15 protein-coding genes are annotated in these 17,137 nt (G+C 66.4%); 9 read left to right on the top strand and 6 right to left on the bottom strand.

What is annotated here, in order from left to right:
• Positions 1–26: 26 nt before the first annotated feature.
• The 6 genes from Pla175_RS12715 to Pla175_RS12690 form a co-directional block, all read right to left on the bottom strand.
• A complete protein-coding gene (locus tag Pla175_RS12715; protein ID WP_145285217.1) occupies positions 27–1,196 on the bottom strand; it encodes an ABC transporter permease in 1,170 nt (389 codons plus the stop codon).
• A gap of 40 nt (positions 1,197–1,236) precedes the next feature.
• Positions 1,237–1,764 carry a hypothetical protein gene (locus Pla175_RS12710; RefSeq protein ID WP_145285213.1) on the bottom strand — a complete coding sequence of 176 codons (528 nt, stop codon included), beginning with the start codon at positions 1,762–1,764 and terminating at the stop codon, positions 1,237–1,239.
• The gene (locus tag Pla175_RS12705) at positions 1,761–2,435 is read right to left on the bottom strand and encodes a heavy-metal-associated domain-containing protein (protein ID WP_145285209.1); all 675 of its coding nucleotides are present in this window, start codon (positions 2,433–2,435) and stop codon (positions 1,761–1,763) included. Before Pla175_RS12705 ends, Pla175_RS12710 begins: the two co-directional genes overlap by 4 nt.
• Before the next feature lie 169 nt (positions 2,436–2,604).
• Complete coding sequence (locus Pla175_RS12700) at positions 2,605–3,057, bottom strand: hypothetical protein (RefSeq protein ID WP_145285206.1); 453 nt, start codon at positions 3,055–3,057, stop codon at positions 2,605–2,607.
• Between the two features lie 254 nt (positions 3,058–3,311).
• Complete coding sequence (locus tag Pla175_RS12695) at positions 3,312–6,788, bottom strand: beta strand repeat-containing protein (RefSeq protein ID WP_145285203.1); 3,477 nt, start codon at positions 6,786–6,788, stop codon at positions 3,312–3,314.
• 659 nt (positions 6,789–7,447) lie between these two features.
• Positions 7,448–7,885, bottom strand: coding sequence for a hypothetical protein (locus tag Pla175_RS12690; protein ID WP_145285198.1), 438 nt, complete (start codon positions 7,883–7,885; stop codon positions 7,448–7,450).
• A gap of 384 nt (positions 7,886–8,269) precedes the next feature.
• Here Pla175_RS12690 and Pla175_RS12685 point away from each other — a divergent pair, with 384 nt between their 5' ends.
• The 9 genes from Pla175_RS12685 (at position 8,270) to Pla175_RS12645 (ending at position 17,015) form a co-directional block, all read left to right on the top strand.
• Complete coding sequence (locus tag Pla175_RS12685; protein WP_145285194.1) at positions 8,270–8,806, top strand: RNA polymerase sigma factor; 537 nt, start codon at positions 8,270–8,272, stop codon at positions 8,804–8,806.
• A gap of 23 nt (positions 8,807–8,829) precedes the next feature.
• Positions 8,830–9,777 (top strand): hypothetical protein, encoded by a 948-nt coding sequence (locus tag Pla175_RS12680; protein WP_145285190.1) that lies wholly within the window; start codon positions 8,830–8,832, stop codon positions 9,775–9,777.
• Between the two features lie 104 nt (positions 9,778–9,881).
• Complete coding sequence (locus tag Pla175_RS12675; RefSeq protein ID WP_145285187.1) at positions 9,882–11,063, top strand: hypothetical protein; 1,182 nt, start codon at positions 9,882–9,884, stop codon at positions 11,061–11,063.
• Between the two features lie 164 nt (positions 11,064–11,227).
• Positions 11,228–13,000 carry a hypothetical protein gene (locus Pla175_RS12670; RefSeq protein WP_145285184.1) on the top strand — a complete coding sequence of 591 codons (1,773 nt, stop codon included), beginning with the start codon at positions 11,228–11,230 and terminating at the stop codon, positions 12,998–13,000.
• A gap of 204 nt (positions 13,001–13,204) precedes the next feature.
• The gene (locus Pla175_RS12665) at positions 13,205–13,762 is read left to right on the top strand and encodes a PEP-CTERM sorting domain-containing protein (RefSeq protein ID WP_197527475.1); all 558 of its coding nucleotides are present in this window, start codon (positions 13,205–13,207) and stop codon (positions 13,760–13,762) included.
• Positions 13,763–13,954: 192 nt separating this feature from the next.
• Positions 13,955–14,428 carry an RNA polymerase sigma factor gene (locus tag Pla175_RS12660; protein WP_231954388.1) on the top strand — a complete coding sequence of 158 codons (474 nt, stop codon included), beginning with the start codon at positions 13,955–13,957 and terminating at the stop codon, positions 14,426–14,428.
• The gene (locus Pla175_RS12655; RefSeq protein WP_145285175.1) at positions 14,421–14,816 is read left to right on the top strand and encodes a hypothetical protein; all 396 of its coding nucleotides are present in this window, start codon (positions 14,421–14,423) and stop codon (positions 14,814–14,816) included. The genes Pla175_RS12660 and Pla175_RS12655 overlap by 8 nt, the downstream gene beginning before the upstream one ends.
• 99 nt (positions 14,817–14,915) lie before the next feature.
• Positions 14,916–15,848, top strand: a complete 933-nt coding sequence (locus Pla175_RS12650; protein WP_145285172.1) for a type II secretion system F family protein — start codon at positions 14,916–14,918, stop codon at positions 15,846–15,848.
• Positions 15,849–15,872: 24 nt separating this feature from the next.
• Positions 15,873–17,015, top strand: a complete 1,143-nt coding sequence (locus Pla175_RS12645; RefSeq protein WP_145285168.1) for a type II secretion system F family protein — start codon at positions 15,873–15,875, stop codon at positions 17,013–17,015.
• The last annotated feature ends 122 nt before the right edge of the window (positions 17,016–17,137 follow it).

Raw genomic sequence — 17,137 nt, 5'->3', positions numbered from 1 at the left:
CGTTGTGTTCTAAGCAGCAGCGGTTCTCAGACCGACTTGATCGCTTCTACCACAGGCAAGCGCATCGCCTTGGCCGCCGGCGGCAGCGCGCCCAGCACCCCCAGCAGCGCCGCGACCCCGCACGCGATCGCGATGCCGACGCTGTCAACACGCAGCGCAAAGGCGCCCATCGTGAACCGGACCGCGGCGCCGTCCACCACCAGCAGGCCGACCAGGCAGGCCAGGATCGCCCCGGCGCACGCCAGCAGCGTGGCCTCCTGCACCAGCGTCAGCAGGATCGCTCGCCGGCGGAACCCGAGCGCTTGCAGCGTGGCCAGCTCGCGCACCCGCCCCACAACGGCGCCGTACATGGTGTTGAGCCCGGCAAACACGCCGGAGCCCGCCACCAGGGCGACGACGATCCACCCCAGCAGCCGCACCGGACGGTAGTGCTTCTGCAGCGAGGCGTAGTAGTCGGCCTCCGCGACGGCCTTGAGCTCTAGGTCGACGCGTTCACGGCAGAACAGGTCGACGTCCGCCACCCGGCCGGGCGAATCCATGTCGACCGCAACGAGGCTGAGGTCCTGCCGTTTGAGCGTGGTTTGCAGGTCGGCCAGCGGGGCCCAGACCTCCGACTCGAAGGCGGACCCGGCAGCGGCGAACCGGCCGCTGATGGTCCAATCCGCCCCATCGAAGCTCAGCGCCTGGCCGATCGACAAATCCTCCTGACGGGCGCCAATCTTGGAGTAGGCCAGCCGCCCGACCATCACCTCGCCGGGCCCCGGCCACGCCCCCTCGACCAGTTGCACCTGTCCGCGGACCAGCGGCGCCGCGGTCGTCACGCCCCGGACCAGCCCCATGCCGGGCTCCGCCATCCCCGCGGCGTTGATGCGGGTCGCCAAGTACAGTTCGGGCGAGACCGCCTCGACCCCGTGATGGCTGCGGACCCCTTCGACGCTGGCGGTGAGCAGCGAGGCGGTGCTCCCCGGGATCGACGAGTTCTCGATGTCCGCCCCCGACGAGAGCGCGTACACCAACACCACGTCGGGGCTCCCGGTGGCCGACAGCGACCGCTCGAGCCCGCGGATGAACCCAACCACCACCAGCACCAGCAGCACGACAATCGTCATGCCGCCGAGCGTCAGCGTGGTGCGGGAGGGCCGGCGGAACAGGTTCCGCACGCCGTAGTCCCAGGGTAGCAGCCGGGCGCCCAGCATCCATCAACCTCTCGGTAAAGACGCAAACCAATCAAACTACTCAGCGGCGTACGTGCACGCCGGTGGCCAACAATTGGAAGTTGCCAAGCTCGTCCTTCTTGGCGGTTCCCGACACGACCACCATGTCGGCCTCCTTGAGCCCCAGCAGCTTGCGCGCGTCGACCGCCACGAGCTGACCCTGCGGGTCGACCACCTTGACGAGCGTCGTGCACGCCTGCCGCTCTGTGGCGCAGCAGTCGCCGGTGCAGAGCTGCCCCTCGCCCATCCCCTGGCTCTCGTCAACGACAAGCATCGAGGGGTCGAGCAGCGTGAACGCCGCACGCCCTTCCACCCACGGGTTCGTGGCGCCCCCGATCCGCCCGACCAAAACGATCGGGTCGCCATCGTGCGCCGCCTCACGGGCCTGGATGACGCCCATGGCGCCGTCGGGCTCTTCGGCAAGCAGGTACGCGCTGCCGTCGGCGTCGGCCCCGGCCAACGGCGCCCCCGCTTGAGGGGCGCCGCAGCCGATCAAGACGGCGAAGCCCGCCGCGATGGCGCCGGTCATAGCTGTGTTCAGTCGTCTCATCGCACATTCCCTCCTGGTGCTGCCCGCACCGCGTGGCGCGGTTGTGATGGCGTGGCGGCCTCGGCGGCCCACTCCACGGTGAGTTCTCCGTGCGGGCCCGTCACGGCGACGGCCCGTTCCCCCGCCCGCGACACCACGTCGACCGCGGCCCAGGGGCAGAGCCGCGTCTCGGCAGACGCCTGCACAAACAGGGTGGCGTCGTTCATCGTCACGCTCACCTGCTTCACTCCCTTCACCCCGTAGAGCTGCGTCGCGATCTTTTGCGCGCACTCCTGGCAGTGCAGGTTCTCGACGCGGATCGCAAACGGCGCCGCCGCGGCGGCCTTGGGGTCTTCCGCGGGCGTGAGCCGGTAGACCGCCTCGGCGGTCCTCATCTCGGTCGGCCCCCCGTCGCCGGCGACCACGGCTTCCCACAACGCGCCCAGCGACGCGGCGCCCCCCGCCGGGGCCTGAACGGTGACCGTGTGCGCCGCCACGTTGGCCTCAACGCCCCGGACCCCTTTGGCCGTGTACAGGCTGCCGGCCACCTTTCGGGCGCAACCCTGGCAGCACATCTTCTCGACAACGATCTCTACCGACCGCACCGGGGCGGCCACGGCCGGCGCCGAGCACAACGCGCCCAGCGCAAGCGTGGCGGCCAGCCATCGCCAATCTTTCCTACCATCGCACATATCGCGATCTCCTTAGACTCGGGGCAAACCGCCGGCAGGCGCGCCTCATGCTCGATTAGCGAGCATCCAGGGGCAATCTGCGCAGCGACAAACTGCATGCGCCCTAGCGGATCGTCCCGCGTTCAGGCGTCGGTGGGCCGCCGTGAACCGACGGCGCAGGGCGCAAGACTCACGCCAAGAAACGCGAAAGCAGCACGCATCGCCCAAGCGATGTCAGCGGCGGCGGGATGTCCGCGGCCTGCGCCGGACGGACGCACGGTTGAGGCGCGTCGTCGAGGTACGCTACCGTCGCTCCGACCGAAAACAACGCGTCCACCGTCGGTTGCGAGCTAGGACCCTCGAACGGCTGCGCCGCAACGGCGCACCAGCATCCCTCGTCACAAGGGCTTGGCTTGGTGGGCTGGCGCTGCGGAGCGTTGTCGCGTTCAGAGTCGCAGCAGCAGTCGTGCCCGTCGCGGGCCGCACACACCCGAAGGGCGCCCACATCGTCGGCGGCTGCACAGCACGGGTCGCATCCCACCACGTGGCAGAGCACGCGGCTCTGCTGCAACGTCCCTACAAGCATCAACGCCACGGCCGTTGCGGCCGTGATGCGTATCGAGATGGCTTGCGGAGAAAACATCAAAGGCGGGAGGCGTAGTTGAGGCCCGTAGTTGAGGCCCGTTGTAGAGGCCAAGAAGCGGGAGCCTATGGGTGTAGACACGACTCTTCAAAGCCTATCGGCATATGCACGATAGCCCAATCATCCAAAAAGATGCAATCACCCGCCGTCCGGCGTCGCGGCCGACCCGGGGCGCACGGGGCGCCATTCCGCGGCACAAACAACCCCTGGCACGCCGCTTGCGGGGGGCCAGGGCGCCCCCGGTAGCGCCGCGTCTACGTCCCAGCTCGCCGCCAGAGGCAGCCGGCCGCACCGGCGATTAGCCCCAACACCACGGCCGAAGGCTCCGGCGCCCTCCCCCCGTAGACCCCCCCGAAGGCGGGCGCCGGCTTGGATCCGAGCGTGTCTCGCCACACGGTGTAGTCGGCCGCGTTGGAGAGACCGTCGCCGGTGGCGTCCCCTAATTGGTTGAGGCCGAACGCCCCGTTCCAGATCTCGTAGTCGGTGGCGTCAACGTCGCCGTCGTGGTCGAAGTCGGCGGCAAACAACGGGGTCTCTACCACCGTCAGACGCACCAGGGTCGGCAGGTAGCTCACCGCGAATGTCTTGCCGGCCGGCATCCCGGAAACATCCACCTGATCAAACTGGCCGGAGACGCCGAACGGAGAGGTGATGATGTCAAAGCTCTGATTAAGCAACGGCTGGAACACGCCGTCGATGTCGAGGTTAAGGTACCCATCGAGCTGGGCGACGCCCGAGACCTGCAACCGGTCGAACTGATTGGGCAGCGTGCCCGTGAGCTCAACAAACAACGCGCCGGAGCCGGCCTGGGCGTAGTCCTTCAGGGTGACGGCGCCCACCGTGTCGAAGCCGCCAGGGCGGAAGGTCCCGTCGTTCACCAGCAACACGTTGGCCGTGGCGCCGTTGTCCATGACGAGGTGGCTTCCGTCGGCGATCACGAGCGCGCCGGCGCCGGCAAACGTGGCGCCCGCGTCGATATTGATGTTGTTGCTTTCCAGTCGCAGAGTCTGGCCCAGCGTCGTGCTGCTCGTGGGCTCGAAGGTAAGGAATTTGTTAACCGCCACCTTGATCGTCGATTCCGAGCCGGCGCCCGCTAGGATGTCCACGACGCCGCCGAGGTCGGTTGAGTTGGTGGACTCGTAAGTCGAGCCTTGGAGCTGCAACGTCGACCCGGGGTTGAAGTCCAAGGCGAACCCGTTGGCGAGGACGCGCCCGCCTGTGGTCGCCGAGACCGACCCGGCAAAGCCGAAGGTCGCGTTGTCGCGGAGCTCCAGCACCGCGCCCGCCCCGAGTGCAGACAGGCTGCCGCTGTTGGCGGCGCCGTCCCAGTCGTTGTCGTTGGCGGCCGTTTCGACCAATAGCGTCGCGCCCCCGTTGGCGACGATCGACGTGTTATTGATCACGCGGGAGGAAAGCAACCCGTTCCCAGAGATGCCGCCAGCTCCCCCGTTGGTTATCGTCCCTCCCTTGAGCTCGCCCCCGTTGAGCGAGACGAAATCGGCGGCGTTGGTGTTCCAAGCGTTGGCGACGTTGAGGACGCCCCCCGACGTGCCGATCGTCCCCACGTCGTTGATGGAGCCGTTGACCGCCAGGGTACCTCCCTCGGCCAGCAGCGCCGCGGTTCCGCTGAACAGCACCGTTGCGTTGATCGCGCCAAAACCACGCAGCGACCTGCCGGCCGAGGCGCCAATGTTGCCCGGGCCGTTGATCGTCCCCCCGTTGAGCCGGTTCGGGTTGGCGGAGCTGCCCCCCTGAAGCGTCAGCGAGCTCGCCGCGGCCACGTTGACCGTGCCCCCCACATCGACACGGGCCAAGGTCCCGGCGCCGCCGAGCACATTGACCGTGCCGTTCAGGTTCACGCCGCTGCCGTCCAGCAGCGAAGCGCCCCCGTTTGGCGCCGACAGGTTCATCACCCCCAGCGCGTTGAGCGTCCACTCGTCTGAGCCGACATCCAGAATGACTGTCAGTTTACCGGTCTTGCCAACAGCGCGCGCGTCGACATCCAGCGTGTTGACGCCGCCGCCGGAATTGAGTCGCCCGAAGCCGGCCATCGTCGCCGCGTTGATCACCAGAGGCGCATCGATGTTGATCAGGTCGCCGGTGAGGTCGGCGCCGTCCAGATCGACCGTGCCGCCCACCATGTTGAGCGTGACCGCCTCGTTCACGTTGACCGCGCCGTTGAATTGAATCTGGCCCGCGCCGGTGATCTGGGCGTGGTTGACGCCATTGACGGTGTCGAAGTTCACGTTCGATGAGGAAGTGAACTGAAGGGTGGCGCCCAAGGCGATGTTCACCTTCGCGTCGGATTTGAAGTCGACCTGGGCCCCGAACTGCGAGATCCCGACGCCCGTCACGTTCAGCTCGGCGTCCAGCACGCCCGCGTCGTTGCCGATGGCGATGGCCGCGCCGCTGTAGGAAGGGAAGTCGGCCGTGGAGCGGTTCATGTTCAGCACGCCGTCCATGACAAACTGGGCGTCCGAGACGCTGAGTACGAGCTGGCCGCTGTTGAGGTTCAGCGTGCCGTCGTAGCGGTTGGTCCCCTGATCGGGGTCGTAGTCGGTGGTCCCGATCTGCAGGAACCCGCCGGCCTGAACGGTGATGCTGTTGGTCGCCGTGTTGCCGCCGTCGAGGTCGAGGTTGTTCAGGGCGATCTGCACCGTGCGTCCCGCCCCCACGCTCAGGCTGGACGAGGTCGTGGGCATCGTGATCGCGGCGCCGGCCGTGATCGTGGCGTCGTTGTTGAAGATCAAGTGGCCGTGGTTGGCGAGCGAGCCGCCGCTCATGGTAAAGGGGGCGTCGAACTGCAGGGCGCCGTCCGTGTCGACGATGCTGATCACGCCCCCGGTCTGGGTCAGCGTCGCCCCCCGGATGAACGAGGTCCCCGCCGGCACGTCCGGGTTGGGGATCGGGTTATCGATCAAGCCGTTGTTGGCGACGATCGACCCGCCCGCGAGCGTCCACGCTGAGAGCGAATCGAAGACTGCTTCCTGGAACAAGTTTAGCGCACCGTTGAAGCTGTCGGCCAGCGGCACGTTCAGGTCGAGCGTCTGATTGCGATTGACGTTGACGACCCCCGCCTCGCTGGCGCCGTCGAGATCGACCCGGCCCCCGAGGCTTGAGTCGTTGATGGCGAGCGTCCCAACCGGCGGCGGGCTGAACAGGAACAACCCACGCGACAGCGCCGTGAGCGCGCCGTTGTTGACCAGCAGCGTCGTGGCCAGCACGGGCGTGTCGGCAAAGGTGAGCGTTCCGTTGCCCGCGAGCGTCCCCCCCGCATTGATGGTCAGCAGGCCGGTCCCCGATTCTTCGTCGACGACCAGCGCCCCGCCGACCAGCTCGGCCGTGGCGCCGGAGCCGATGGCCACGTTGTCGGCGTTCACCGAGCCGGCGGACCCGCCAACGAAGAGATTCGTCGAAGCTCCGCTCAGTTGCACTAGGCCATCGACGCTCAGCGCGAATTCGTTGGTGAACAGGTCGATGCCGCCAGACATGGTCAACGCCGCAATCGCGTTGTTGCTGCCCAGGTTGACGCTGTTGGCCGTGTTGAAGAGAGCCTCGTCGTTTGAGTCGGGCTCGTCGGCCGGGGACCAGTTGGCCGTGCCGGAGTTATCGACCCAGTCCGCGTTGCCCCCGATCCACGTATTGACGGCGGCCTCGGCCACCCAGCACGGCTGCCCCCCGAAAAGAACTACGACGGCGAAACGCCCCCACCACGCCCATAGACGCGACATGACGTTCTACCCCTGAGAAGACCGCTCCGGTCGCGGCGCGCAGATGGCGCCGGCTCCGGCACGGAGCGCTAGCAGCGAATATACGCGCCGGCCACGGATGCCCGCAATCAAAAAACGCTGGTTTTGCTCTGAATTGCTGCCGCTACGCAGGGGGTCGGAACAGATCGCGACCGAGCGGACCAAGCCCAATTGATTCGAGGCGGCAGGGCAGGGGGCGGAGCCGGAGCCAGCGGGGAAGCAACCGCTACGTCGGCCCATCGCTCAGCAGACCCAGCATCGCAACGCGGGCCCTGGGGAAACGCTTGGTGGCTAGGAATCATTGTCGCGGGCGGCTCTTTCGTCCCGGACAATGTTCGATGATCCAACAACTCTAGGCCGAAAGCATGAGCAACCAACGCGCCCCATTTTGTCCACCTAGTGTCCACCAGAGGGCCCGCTGCGACGGTCGCCGCCCGGCGCCGCCGCGCGGAGGGACCCGTTTTCCCTGGCTTTCTCAGGGGGCGGTCCGGGTTTTGTCCGATTTTCGCTCCGGCGCGACGCCGGAGAGCGGACACAACGATCGGCGACGGCTGCCGCCACGGGATGGACCGGGGCGCGGGAGGCCGTTCCGAGGCCCGCTAAACAGGCGCCGGCCCCGCTTGCCGCCCTCGCGACCAAGCTCAGCGATATGTGATGATCACGCCGCCGTGGGCGCGGAAGACGATCGTGGCTTCGAAACCGCAAGGCCAGCGGTAGGTAACATAGCCGCGCCCCAACAGCCCCACGCGGGAGCCGCAGCAGACCGGGTCGCCGACGCAGCAGGCCGGGACACAAACCGGCACGCTGTAGTCCTTGCGGCAGCAGTCGGCGGGGTTGTCGACGCAGAGCAGTTGCTGGATCGGACCGCCGTGGCAACGGTAGCTACGCTTGGCGGACGGTGCGGAGACCTCGCTGACCACCTGGATCGGGCAGCAGACTGCCGCTGGTGCGACGGGGGTCATGTACTCGGTCACGCTGGGGGCAACCGGCGGCGCCAGCAGCTCTTGAGCGACGACCCCGCTGCTCCAACAAACGACAGCCAACGCGGCAGCCAATAGAGACAGAGTAATTTTAGCCATTTTCCCCTCCTTTCAAACTCACGAAACAAAGCAACACGCTGTTCAGACAAGTATAGCTAACCATGTGCGGCGTTGCGCCTCCAGCAGCCTATTCGCCCCGGATTGCGGCGGCAAGCGAGTGTAGACCTACAAAACAAGCAGAATACGTGCCACCAGCCGCTGTCCGACGAGGAAGCCCGGGGGCACGCTCTCCATGCCGCCACGGCTGGAATAAGCAGCCAGCGGATCGCCGAATCTGGCCCCTGGCGACCGAACAAGGAGAACGGCCGTCGCTCCCCGTGCCCACGAACGTCAGATGGAGTTTTCTGGCAGACGTCACACTTTAGTTTTGATGATCGGCGGCGCGAACGCGTCTGAGTAGTTAACGAGCACAGGGAAGGCGTCATGGCGCGGCCGGCCGATCGGAACGAACTCGACAGGCAGGTCGCGCTGCACCTGCCGTGCGCGTTGCGGATCGCCCAGCGGATGACGGGCGACCGGCACGGCGCCGAGGAGGCAGTACAAGACTCGCTGCTGAAGGTGATGCGTCACTGGCGTAGCTTCCGCGGCGAGGCGTCGTTCAAAACTTGGTGGATGCGGATCGTGGTGAATGTTTGCAGAGACCGATTCCGTCGGCGCCTGCCTGACGTATGCCTAGAGACAGAAACCCCCGACCCGGCGGCCGGGCCGGACGACCACGTCGCGGCCAACGAAACAGCCGCCCGTGTGCGTGCCGAGATCGATCGGCTCCCCCCGCGGCAGCGTGAGGTCGCCATCCTCTGCATCGCCGAGGGGGTCGCCGCCGCAGAGGCCGCGGCGATCCTCGACACAACCCCCCACAACATCCGCGCCACCCTCCACCTGATCCGCAACCGCCTGACCGCGGCGCTCAGCGACTTGATCCCAACAGACCAGAGCAAGACGTCGGCCCCCGGCAAGTAGCCGCGGGGGATAGGCGGAACACCATGGACGAGCACCAGCGTCCCACACCCGACACACAAGCTGGATCGCCAGACATCGACCGGTTGGTGCGAGAAGCGCTCGACGTGCCGTGCGATCCGCAGGCCCTGCGGCGGCTTGAAGCGTACTGGGCGACGCAGAAGGGCGCCGCGGCGAGGTCGGTGCGGGTTCGTACGTCGAGGCGATTGGCCGTGGCGGCGGCAATTTGTGTCGCGTTCGGCCTCTGGCAGTTGTCGCGCAGCCCGGCGCCGCCGGCCGACGCCGACCGAAACCTCGCCCATCGGTCGCCCCAGATTGAGCCGCTTGAGCCGGCGCCGACTCCCCCAGCCTCACAGCGCGAGGCCGACCGAACGCCCCCGGCCGGCCGCGCGCCGACCCCTTTCGAGCGGGTAGCCTTCGCTTCGATGTCGCGTCGTGCGTCGCAAGCCACGCCCCGCGACGCGGCGCCGGTCTCGGAGCGGGTCGCCCAAGCGCTGCTGGCGCCGACGCCGCCCGATCGGCCGGCGTTGCTGTCGATCGGCGCCGCCGGCGAGGTGAGCGCCGCCCTGCTTGAGCGGGCCATCGTGGATCAGACCGTCGTGGACCGGGCCGATCGGGCGCTGGAAGCCTACCTGGCGCTGGTAACCGACCCGCGTAGCCGGACGGCCGCGCTCGCGGCGCTCCGGCCCAAACGGGCGCCCACCGACGCGTTGTTTCGGATGCTCGACCACCGCCAGAAGAAGACCCGCCGCGCCGCCGCCCTTTGCCTCGGCGCCGTGAATGGGCCGGAAACGACCCGTCGGCTGATCGCCATCGTCACCCAACGTTCCCCCGACCACACCGAGGCGTGGCTAGCGCTCGTGGCCTGCCGCGGCGATCTCGCCGGGCAGTTCTGCGACCTAGCCGCGCACCACCCACGCCTACTGGGCCACTACAACGCCGCTGTGCTGCAGGCCGATTTCGCGGCGCAGTGAGACTTGTCCCCGTACCAATCACCGTGCCGACGGATCGTCGGACATCGAGACCCAAGCCACGCGTCGTCGTAGTCACCACTCCCCACACTCTAGGAGTCCCCGTCATGTTTGCCCGTCCTTTCGCGGTTCTGCTAATGACCTTCGCAACCGCTTCGGCGCAAGAGTCACCGCTCGTTCTGCGGACCTACCCCATCGGCGATGTGGTGCTGGAGGTAAGCGACTACCCCTACGAGGGCTCTACCACGAGCGGCCGCTCGACCGGGGGGCTCGGCGGGGGCGGATTCATGGGGGGCGGAGGAGGAGGGTACGCCGGAGGAGCGGGGGGCGCCGTTTCGGCGCCGGGGCCGCATCAGCCCGCGAACCCCGCCATCACTATCGACGCGATCATCGAAGCCATGACGGGCGCCATCGAGCCCGAGTCGTGGGCCGTGAACGGCGAGGGGGACGCAAGCGTGGCGGTGCTGGGGCGGATGCTCGTCGTTTCGCAAACGCAGGACGTGCACCAGCAAATCGAATCCTTCTTACAACTCGTACGCCAGAACGCCGAAGGCCGCCGCACGGTCGGCATCGACGCCCGCTGGCTGATGCTCACCTCGGACGACCTGGCCAAGCTTACCGATCAAGAGCAAGGCGCCGGCCCACTGCTGGTGAACAAGGCGCCGCTGGAAGAGTTCACCCGACGATCGACCAGCCGACGGGCGATCACCAACTGCTTTAGCGGACAACTCGTCCACGTGGTCAGCGGCACACGCAAGAACGTAGTGACTGGTTTCATCCCGGTGGTGGGCGACCTAGCCGATCCGGGCGTCGCGGGCCGACTGGCCCAAGCCGCGCCACGCAGGAGCCCGTTCCGCACCGTGCAGTTTAGTTCCGGTCAGGGGGTCAGCGATTCGGGATTCGCGGAGGCGCCGTCGTCGAACGTCGGCTACCAACCCCTAGTGCAATCGGAGGTATTCGGCGTGGTGCTTGAGATCCGGCCGACCACCATCGCCGAGAATCAAGACGAAGTCATTGTCGACCTTAGCTCGACGCTCAAGTCTCAAGCCTCGTCGGAGCCGGCGGGCCCGCCGGCGCTGGCCGCTCGATCGCTGGCGCCGCAGATCGACCGCGTGGAGGTCAACACGGCCCACCTGGCGACAACATTCATCATGCCGCTGGGCAAGCCGGTGCTGGTGGGGGGGCTGAGCTACCTGCCCGACTCGTCTGTCGCCGCCGGAGAGGCCCTTCAGGCCGACCCCAGCAGCCAAGAGACGCCCCAGGCCTACTTGGTGCTGGAGGTGCGTTAGCAGCGTACGGATTGGCAGATCCGGGCTCGGGGCGGCGATTTCGTTCAGATCGTTGACCTGAACAGCCCTCTCGACGATTCTAGAGAGCAGTGGCCACCCCTATTCTTGCCGGGACAATCAGACGCCGGCAATCCGCAATCGCCCTCTTGATCCCAGGCATTTGTTTGCTCGTTTCTCGAACGATCGGTTCTCGATTCGCACTGCTGTGCGTCTTCGCGGTGGGGGGCGCGTACGCTCACGGCGTCCCCCACCAAACCAACACCGCGACGCCCGTCATCGTGGGTGGATTGCCGTATTCGGTCGCGGTCTCCCGGTACGACGCCCAGCAGTCGTTTGTACGCCCCGCCGTCCACTCGTTCGTCGCCGGAGAGCACAACGGTCAGTGGGTCATTATCGGGGGTCTGACCAACGGCCTGCACGGGTTCGACATCGACAACGACACGATCCCGGAACGCAAGCAGAACGCGGACGTGTGGGTGATCGACCCCGTCGCGAAGACCTCTTGGAGCCGAAGCCTCGTCCCGGGGGAAGCCGGCAGCGGGTTGACCAGCGAGCAGCTCCTCTCCATCTACACGTCAAACGCTCAGTTCGAGCAAGTCGGAGATCGGCTGTACGTGACCGGCGGATTTGGCGACGACGACGTGCTTGATCCCGCCTCCCGGAACACGTTCGACTTTCTTACCGCATTCGACCTGCCCGGGCTGGTCGATTGGGCCAAGGGTGGATCGGGGCAGGCCGTCGACCATATCCGACAGCTCCAAGACGACATGTTCAAGGTGACCGGCGGAGAGATGGTGGCAATCGACGGGCAGATGCACCTGGTGTTTGGGCACGACTTCAATCAGGCCTACGCGGGCAACAGCATCAATGGCGACTACACCAAGCAGGTCCGCACGTTCACCATTCAGGACGACGGCGTCCAGCTTGCAATCACCGACGCCAAGGCAAGCACTCCCCAGGAGTACTACCGTCGCCGCGACCTCAACGTCTTCCCAACGCTCCGGTCGAACAACGGAGAACTGGAACAGGGCGTCACCGTGCTATCGGGGGTGTTCACAAACACCCGAGGCGCCTGGACCGTGCCGGTAGAGATAGACGCCGACGGAAACCCGGTACAGCGCGACAACGGCCTCGACCCGCTCAACACGGGCGGCGTTCTGGACCAAGATTCCACGGTCTTCAAACAGGGGATGAACAACTACCATTCCGCAAAGCTCGGCATGTTCTCCGAAGCATCCGGCGATATGCAGGAGCTTCTGTTTGGCGGCATCACGCTTCAGCAGTACGACGAGATGACGGGTAGCTTTGTCACCGACAATGGGCTGCCGAACACCAACCAGATCTCGTCGGTGGTGCGGCGTGCGAACGGCGAGTACGAGCAGCACTATTTGGGCGCGTTCCCAGAGATCTACACCGACGAGGCGACCCCGCAACTGCTGCGGTTTGGTTCCAACGCAGAGTTCTTCGCGGCCGAAGGGACGCCAACCTACAGCAACGGCGTCATCGCGTTCGACCTGTTGCCCTACGGCGACTCCACGCTGGGCTACATCTTTGGCGGCGTGATCGCTAACGCGCCGCACGTCTTCATGAATCCGGCGGCCCTGTCGTCGGCCAGCGGGGAGATCTTCGCGGTAACCATCTCGATTCAAGCGGGCGACTACAACCGCGACGGCTGGATCGACGCGGCGGACTACACGGTATGGCGGGACAACCTCGGACGTCAGGTAGCCGCGGGCACGTCGGCCGACGGCGACGGGGACGGCTACGTCACCGCAGCCGACCTCGACACTTGGCGAGCGGGCTTCGCGGCAACCCCGGTGATCGCGGCCAGTGTGCCGGAGCCCCACGGGCTCTGGCTCTTGGTTTCCGCCATCGGAACCGCGATTGCGTGCTGGGGGTCGTCCAAGGGACGGAGCAGTCTATTCGGCCCGTCGTAGAGTGACGGAAGCATGCGCATGACTGTCCGCTGGCGGAGGGGTAGCGGGTCGCCAGTTCACGAGGCTAGACCTTCTTTCTCGATCAAGACCGACCTCGAATTGCTGTTCGAATCACTTGGATCGATTATAGTAGAGACTTGCGACGGTTCACTCTCCTCCCGGGAAACAATCTGAATGACATCGCTTCTTCGCACCGGAACATTCGTGCTCATCGCCGCCGTCGCGTCGCTTGCGGATGCGGCCCCGGTCATCTGGACTGGTCCGACGATCGATTTTGTCAAAGCGCCACACGTCGGCGTCGCGCTGCCCGAGGATAGGGATGTTGTCACTCCAGGCGTAATCCTCACGCGTGATGAGACGCAGGGTTTCTACAACGCTGCTTCCGAGCTGTCGTACCAAAGCACCAGTCCCGCAGGAACGCTGTGGGCGCTCGGCACGACCTCCCAAGACATCGCAACACTATCCTTCGGTACCTTCACCAGCCTCATTAACCCTGGCGGTCCGATCTCCGGGATCGGCAGTTTTGATTTTTCGACGGGCTCGCTTGACTTCGTTGTTCACCTTACGAACGAAGACGTCTACTTAGACCTCCGCCTCACCGGCTGGGGCCAAGGCAGGGACGCGGGCGGGGGATTCGCCTACACGCGTTCCACTGCCGCCGTGCCCGAGCCGTCGACGCTGGCGATGCTTGTCGGGGCGATGGGGGTCTGCGTGTCGGCCCGTCGGATCGGCACACGGCCCGCCACCGACAAGGTGACCTGACTGGCGCCCGCTTTTCGGCGCGCCAGCCTCGGCAGCGGCAACGACAAATCCCGTCGAGAATATTAGACAAACGGACCCGTGGGGCGCATCCTTACGGCTGTGAGCGCTCCCCCTACCTATGCCGCGCAAGTTCAAGACGCCGCCCGACGCCTGCTGTCGACTGGCGCGGGGGGGCTGGCGCCCCTGTTTGACTTGACGTCCGATCGGCTCGTCCGCTTTGCGGTCGCCATTACCCGTAGTCAGCACGACGCAGAAGACTGCGTCCAGGCAGTGCTGGTGCGAGTCGCCGGCAGCCCCGGGCTTCTTGCAGGGGCGGATTCGCCCTGGGCCTACCTCCTGCGGATGGTCCGAAACGAGGCGCTGCTGATCTGCCGCAAGAAGAAGTGGCGCCTCTTCTCGACGGGCCTGTGCGATCTTGTCACCTTCTGCCGCGTTGACGAGCTTGAGCGTGAAGAGATGCACCGCGCCGTCTGGCGCGCCCTACGGATGCTGCCGCGCGAGCAGGCCGAAGTGGTCGCTCTCAAGGTCTGGGAGGAGTTGACATTCGCCGAAATCGGCCAGGTGCTCGACATATCTCCGAACACCGCGGCGAGCCGCTATCAGTACGCGTTGCCGAAGTTAGCGCGGATGCTCGCCCCTCACCGAACGGGGGCGACCCATGCGTGATCTACCGACCGATCGGCGGCCCCCGTCAGAACTGCTGGCCTCGATCCGCGCGGCGCATGGGTACGTCCGCGCTTCGGACGACCTCCGTCCACGCGTGCTCGAAGCCGCGCGCTCCATCTGCATCGGGCGGCGGCTTGCGGGCCGGATGACCTCGCTCGCCGCGTCGCTGCTGCTGGCGACGGCGCTGCTCAACCTCAGTATGCAGCACTTCGCGCGGCAGAACCGCGACCTCCACGTCGAGCCCAACCAGCTCCTCGAAGACGCCCAATCGTCCGCCGTGAGCGGCGCGGTCGACCCCGGGTTCGGTTTGGTCGAGGCCTTCTTGCACCTGCGGTGGCGGCAATCCGAGGCGATCACAGGCGCGGTTAGCGCCAAAAACGCTGAGTAGGGGAAGTTAGTTAGACAAGCAGCCCGGCGCCATGCATCGTTCTTAGCGACGCGTCGGACGACCGGCGTGCATCTTCCTCTCTCGCCGCCGGGCTGCGCGATGTCGTCGGTCTCTGTAGACGATTTGATGGCGTTCAACGACCAGTTGGTTGCGTTGCGCCGAGCAGGCGTGCCGCTCGACTTTGGGCTCAGCCGCCCGAGTGATGATGCCGCTTCCCTGGAGCGGTTCAACACCGCGGTCGTGCGGCATATCAGCCGCGGGGAGCCGATGGATCAAGCGGTCCGGGCCTCCACGCAGTCTGCTTCGCAGTCGTACCTTGGCAAGCTTCTGGTCGGGCTGCGTGAGGGCCGGTTGCCCAGCGTGTTGGATGGGGCGGCCCGGGTGGCGGCACTGTCCGAGCGATCTGGCAGCGACCTCAAGATCGCCTTCGCGTATCCGTTGCTGCTCGCGCTGCTATCCTGCGTCGGCCTGATGGGCTTCTGCGTATTGCTTGCGCCGACGTTCGCCTCCACCTACGAAGACCTCCGCGAGGCGCCCGGCCAAGGGGCCCGGTTGCTGCTCTGGTCGCGCGACCACATCGCTTACTGGGGCGTCGCGGCGGCGCTCTTGCTACTGACGGTTTGGCTATGGATCCGCCGTGCCAAAGCGAGGCCAACCAGGGCGGTCGCAAACCAGCGATGGGCGGAGTATGCCGGGGCGGCGGCGGACCTGTTAGAAGCCGGCGTTCCTCTCGAAGAGGCGTTTCATCTCGCGGCCGATGCGTGCGGCGACTCCAGCCTCGCCGAGACAGACCCGACGCCCCCTCTGTTGGCCTGGGCCACCGGGCCGCAGTACTCTCTTGCCGATCAATCGCTGGCGCTACGCGCGGTGGCGTCGGTCTACGGGCATTCCGCGGAACGACGCGCAGAGCGATTCGGTCGGGTAGCGCCCATCGTGGCTACTGCGGCGATCGGAGGAGCATTCGCCCTCGCGTACGGGCTGGCGTTGTTCGTGCCAGTGATCGAGCTGCTATTGACCCTCGCCAAACCCTGATCAGAAAGGGCGTTTTCAGAGCCGATGCCTCACTTCCGCTACCAAGCCATCGACGACGCCTCTCAGCCGATAAGCGGCGTTGTCGAACACTCATCACTATCCGCTGCGATCGCCCGGCTGGAGGGAGAGGGCCTAAAGATTCTCGCTATCAGCCAGGCGCTCGACGACGACGATCTATCGAACCGTGGGGCTTCCACCGTACCCGACGGGCTGACCGAAGCGATCGCGCGCGTCTTCCACCGGCGCGAAGAGCTCCTGCCGCCGCTGCGTGCATACGCGGCCGAGATGCCGCCGGGCCGGTGTCGCCGTGATTTGGAGAAGACGCTTGCAGTGGTCGCCGACGGCGACCCTGTGTCCGCGCGTGAGTCGTTTGTAGCGTTGCCCGGTGCTTGGTGCCCGCTGCTGGCGGCGGCCGCCTCAACGTCGGGCCCTGCCGAAGCGCTCTCCCGTTTTGCAGAAGACTCGCGACGGGTCGGCGAGATTCGCAGCCAGTCGTGGTGGCGGCTGGCGTACCCGGCAACCATCGCGGTAGTCGCCGTCGCGGTGCTAGTGTTGATCAGCATGTTTATCGTGCCCACCTTCCGCGATGTGTTCGACAGCTTCGGGCTTAGGCGCCCAGCGATCACTCAGCTCCTGTTGGCCGTTTCGAGCTGGATTCTAAGCTGGCACGCGATCTTCACCGCGGGGGCGGCAGCAGTCGTGCTGCTTGTGCTCCACGCCTTGTACCGACGTGCGCCCGGTAAGCTGACCGCTCGGCTCGAGTTGCTTGCCCCGTTCCGCCTGGGACAGCAGCTGGCGATTGGTCGGCTCGCACAGTTCACGTCAGACCTGGTCGAGGCAGGCATCGCGGCGCCCGAAGCGCTCCGGCTCGCCGGCAAGGCTGCCGGGAGACGCTCCATCGCCTACGCGACCGAGCAGGGCAGAGCCAACCCGGCCGCAACGGGGCACACGCTCGCCTATGCACTTAGCGATGGCATCACTGCTTCGGCGCGTGTAGCCCTGCTCCGTGAGGTGAGCAGCAGCTCCTCCGACCGCGCGCGCTTTCAAACGCGCTGGGCCCATGGGCTCGCTGGGCCGCTGGCGGTGGTCGCATTGGGTTTGTTGGTTGGGTTTGTGGTGCTTTCCCTGTTCGCCCCGTTGGTGATGTTGATTGAGGGGCTCTCCTAGCGTGGCCATCGGCACTCCTAGAATGCTGTTCCCGACCTTTCGCCGCTGGCTCCGTCCGTACGGCGGGCCGCCATCGGACATAGGGCTCAACTCGCTTTGGCCGTGGAACACGACCGCAGGTC

The organism is Pirellulimonas nuda (genome assembly GCF_007750855.1).
GTDB classification, from domain to species: domain Bacteria; phylum Planctomycetota; class Planctomycetia; order Pirellulales; family Lacipirellulaceae; genus Pirellulimonas; species Pirellulimonas nuda.
Note: the sequence above shows the minus strand (reverse complement) of the source record. Positions and strands in the feature narration are given on the sequence as shown.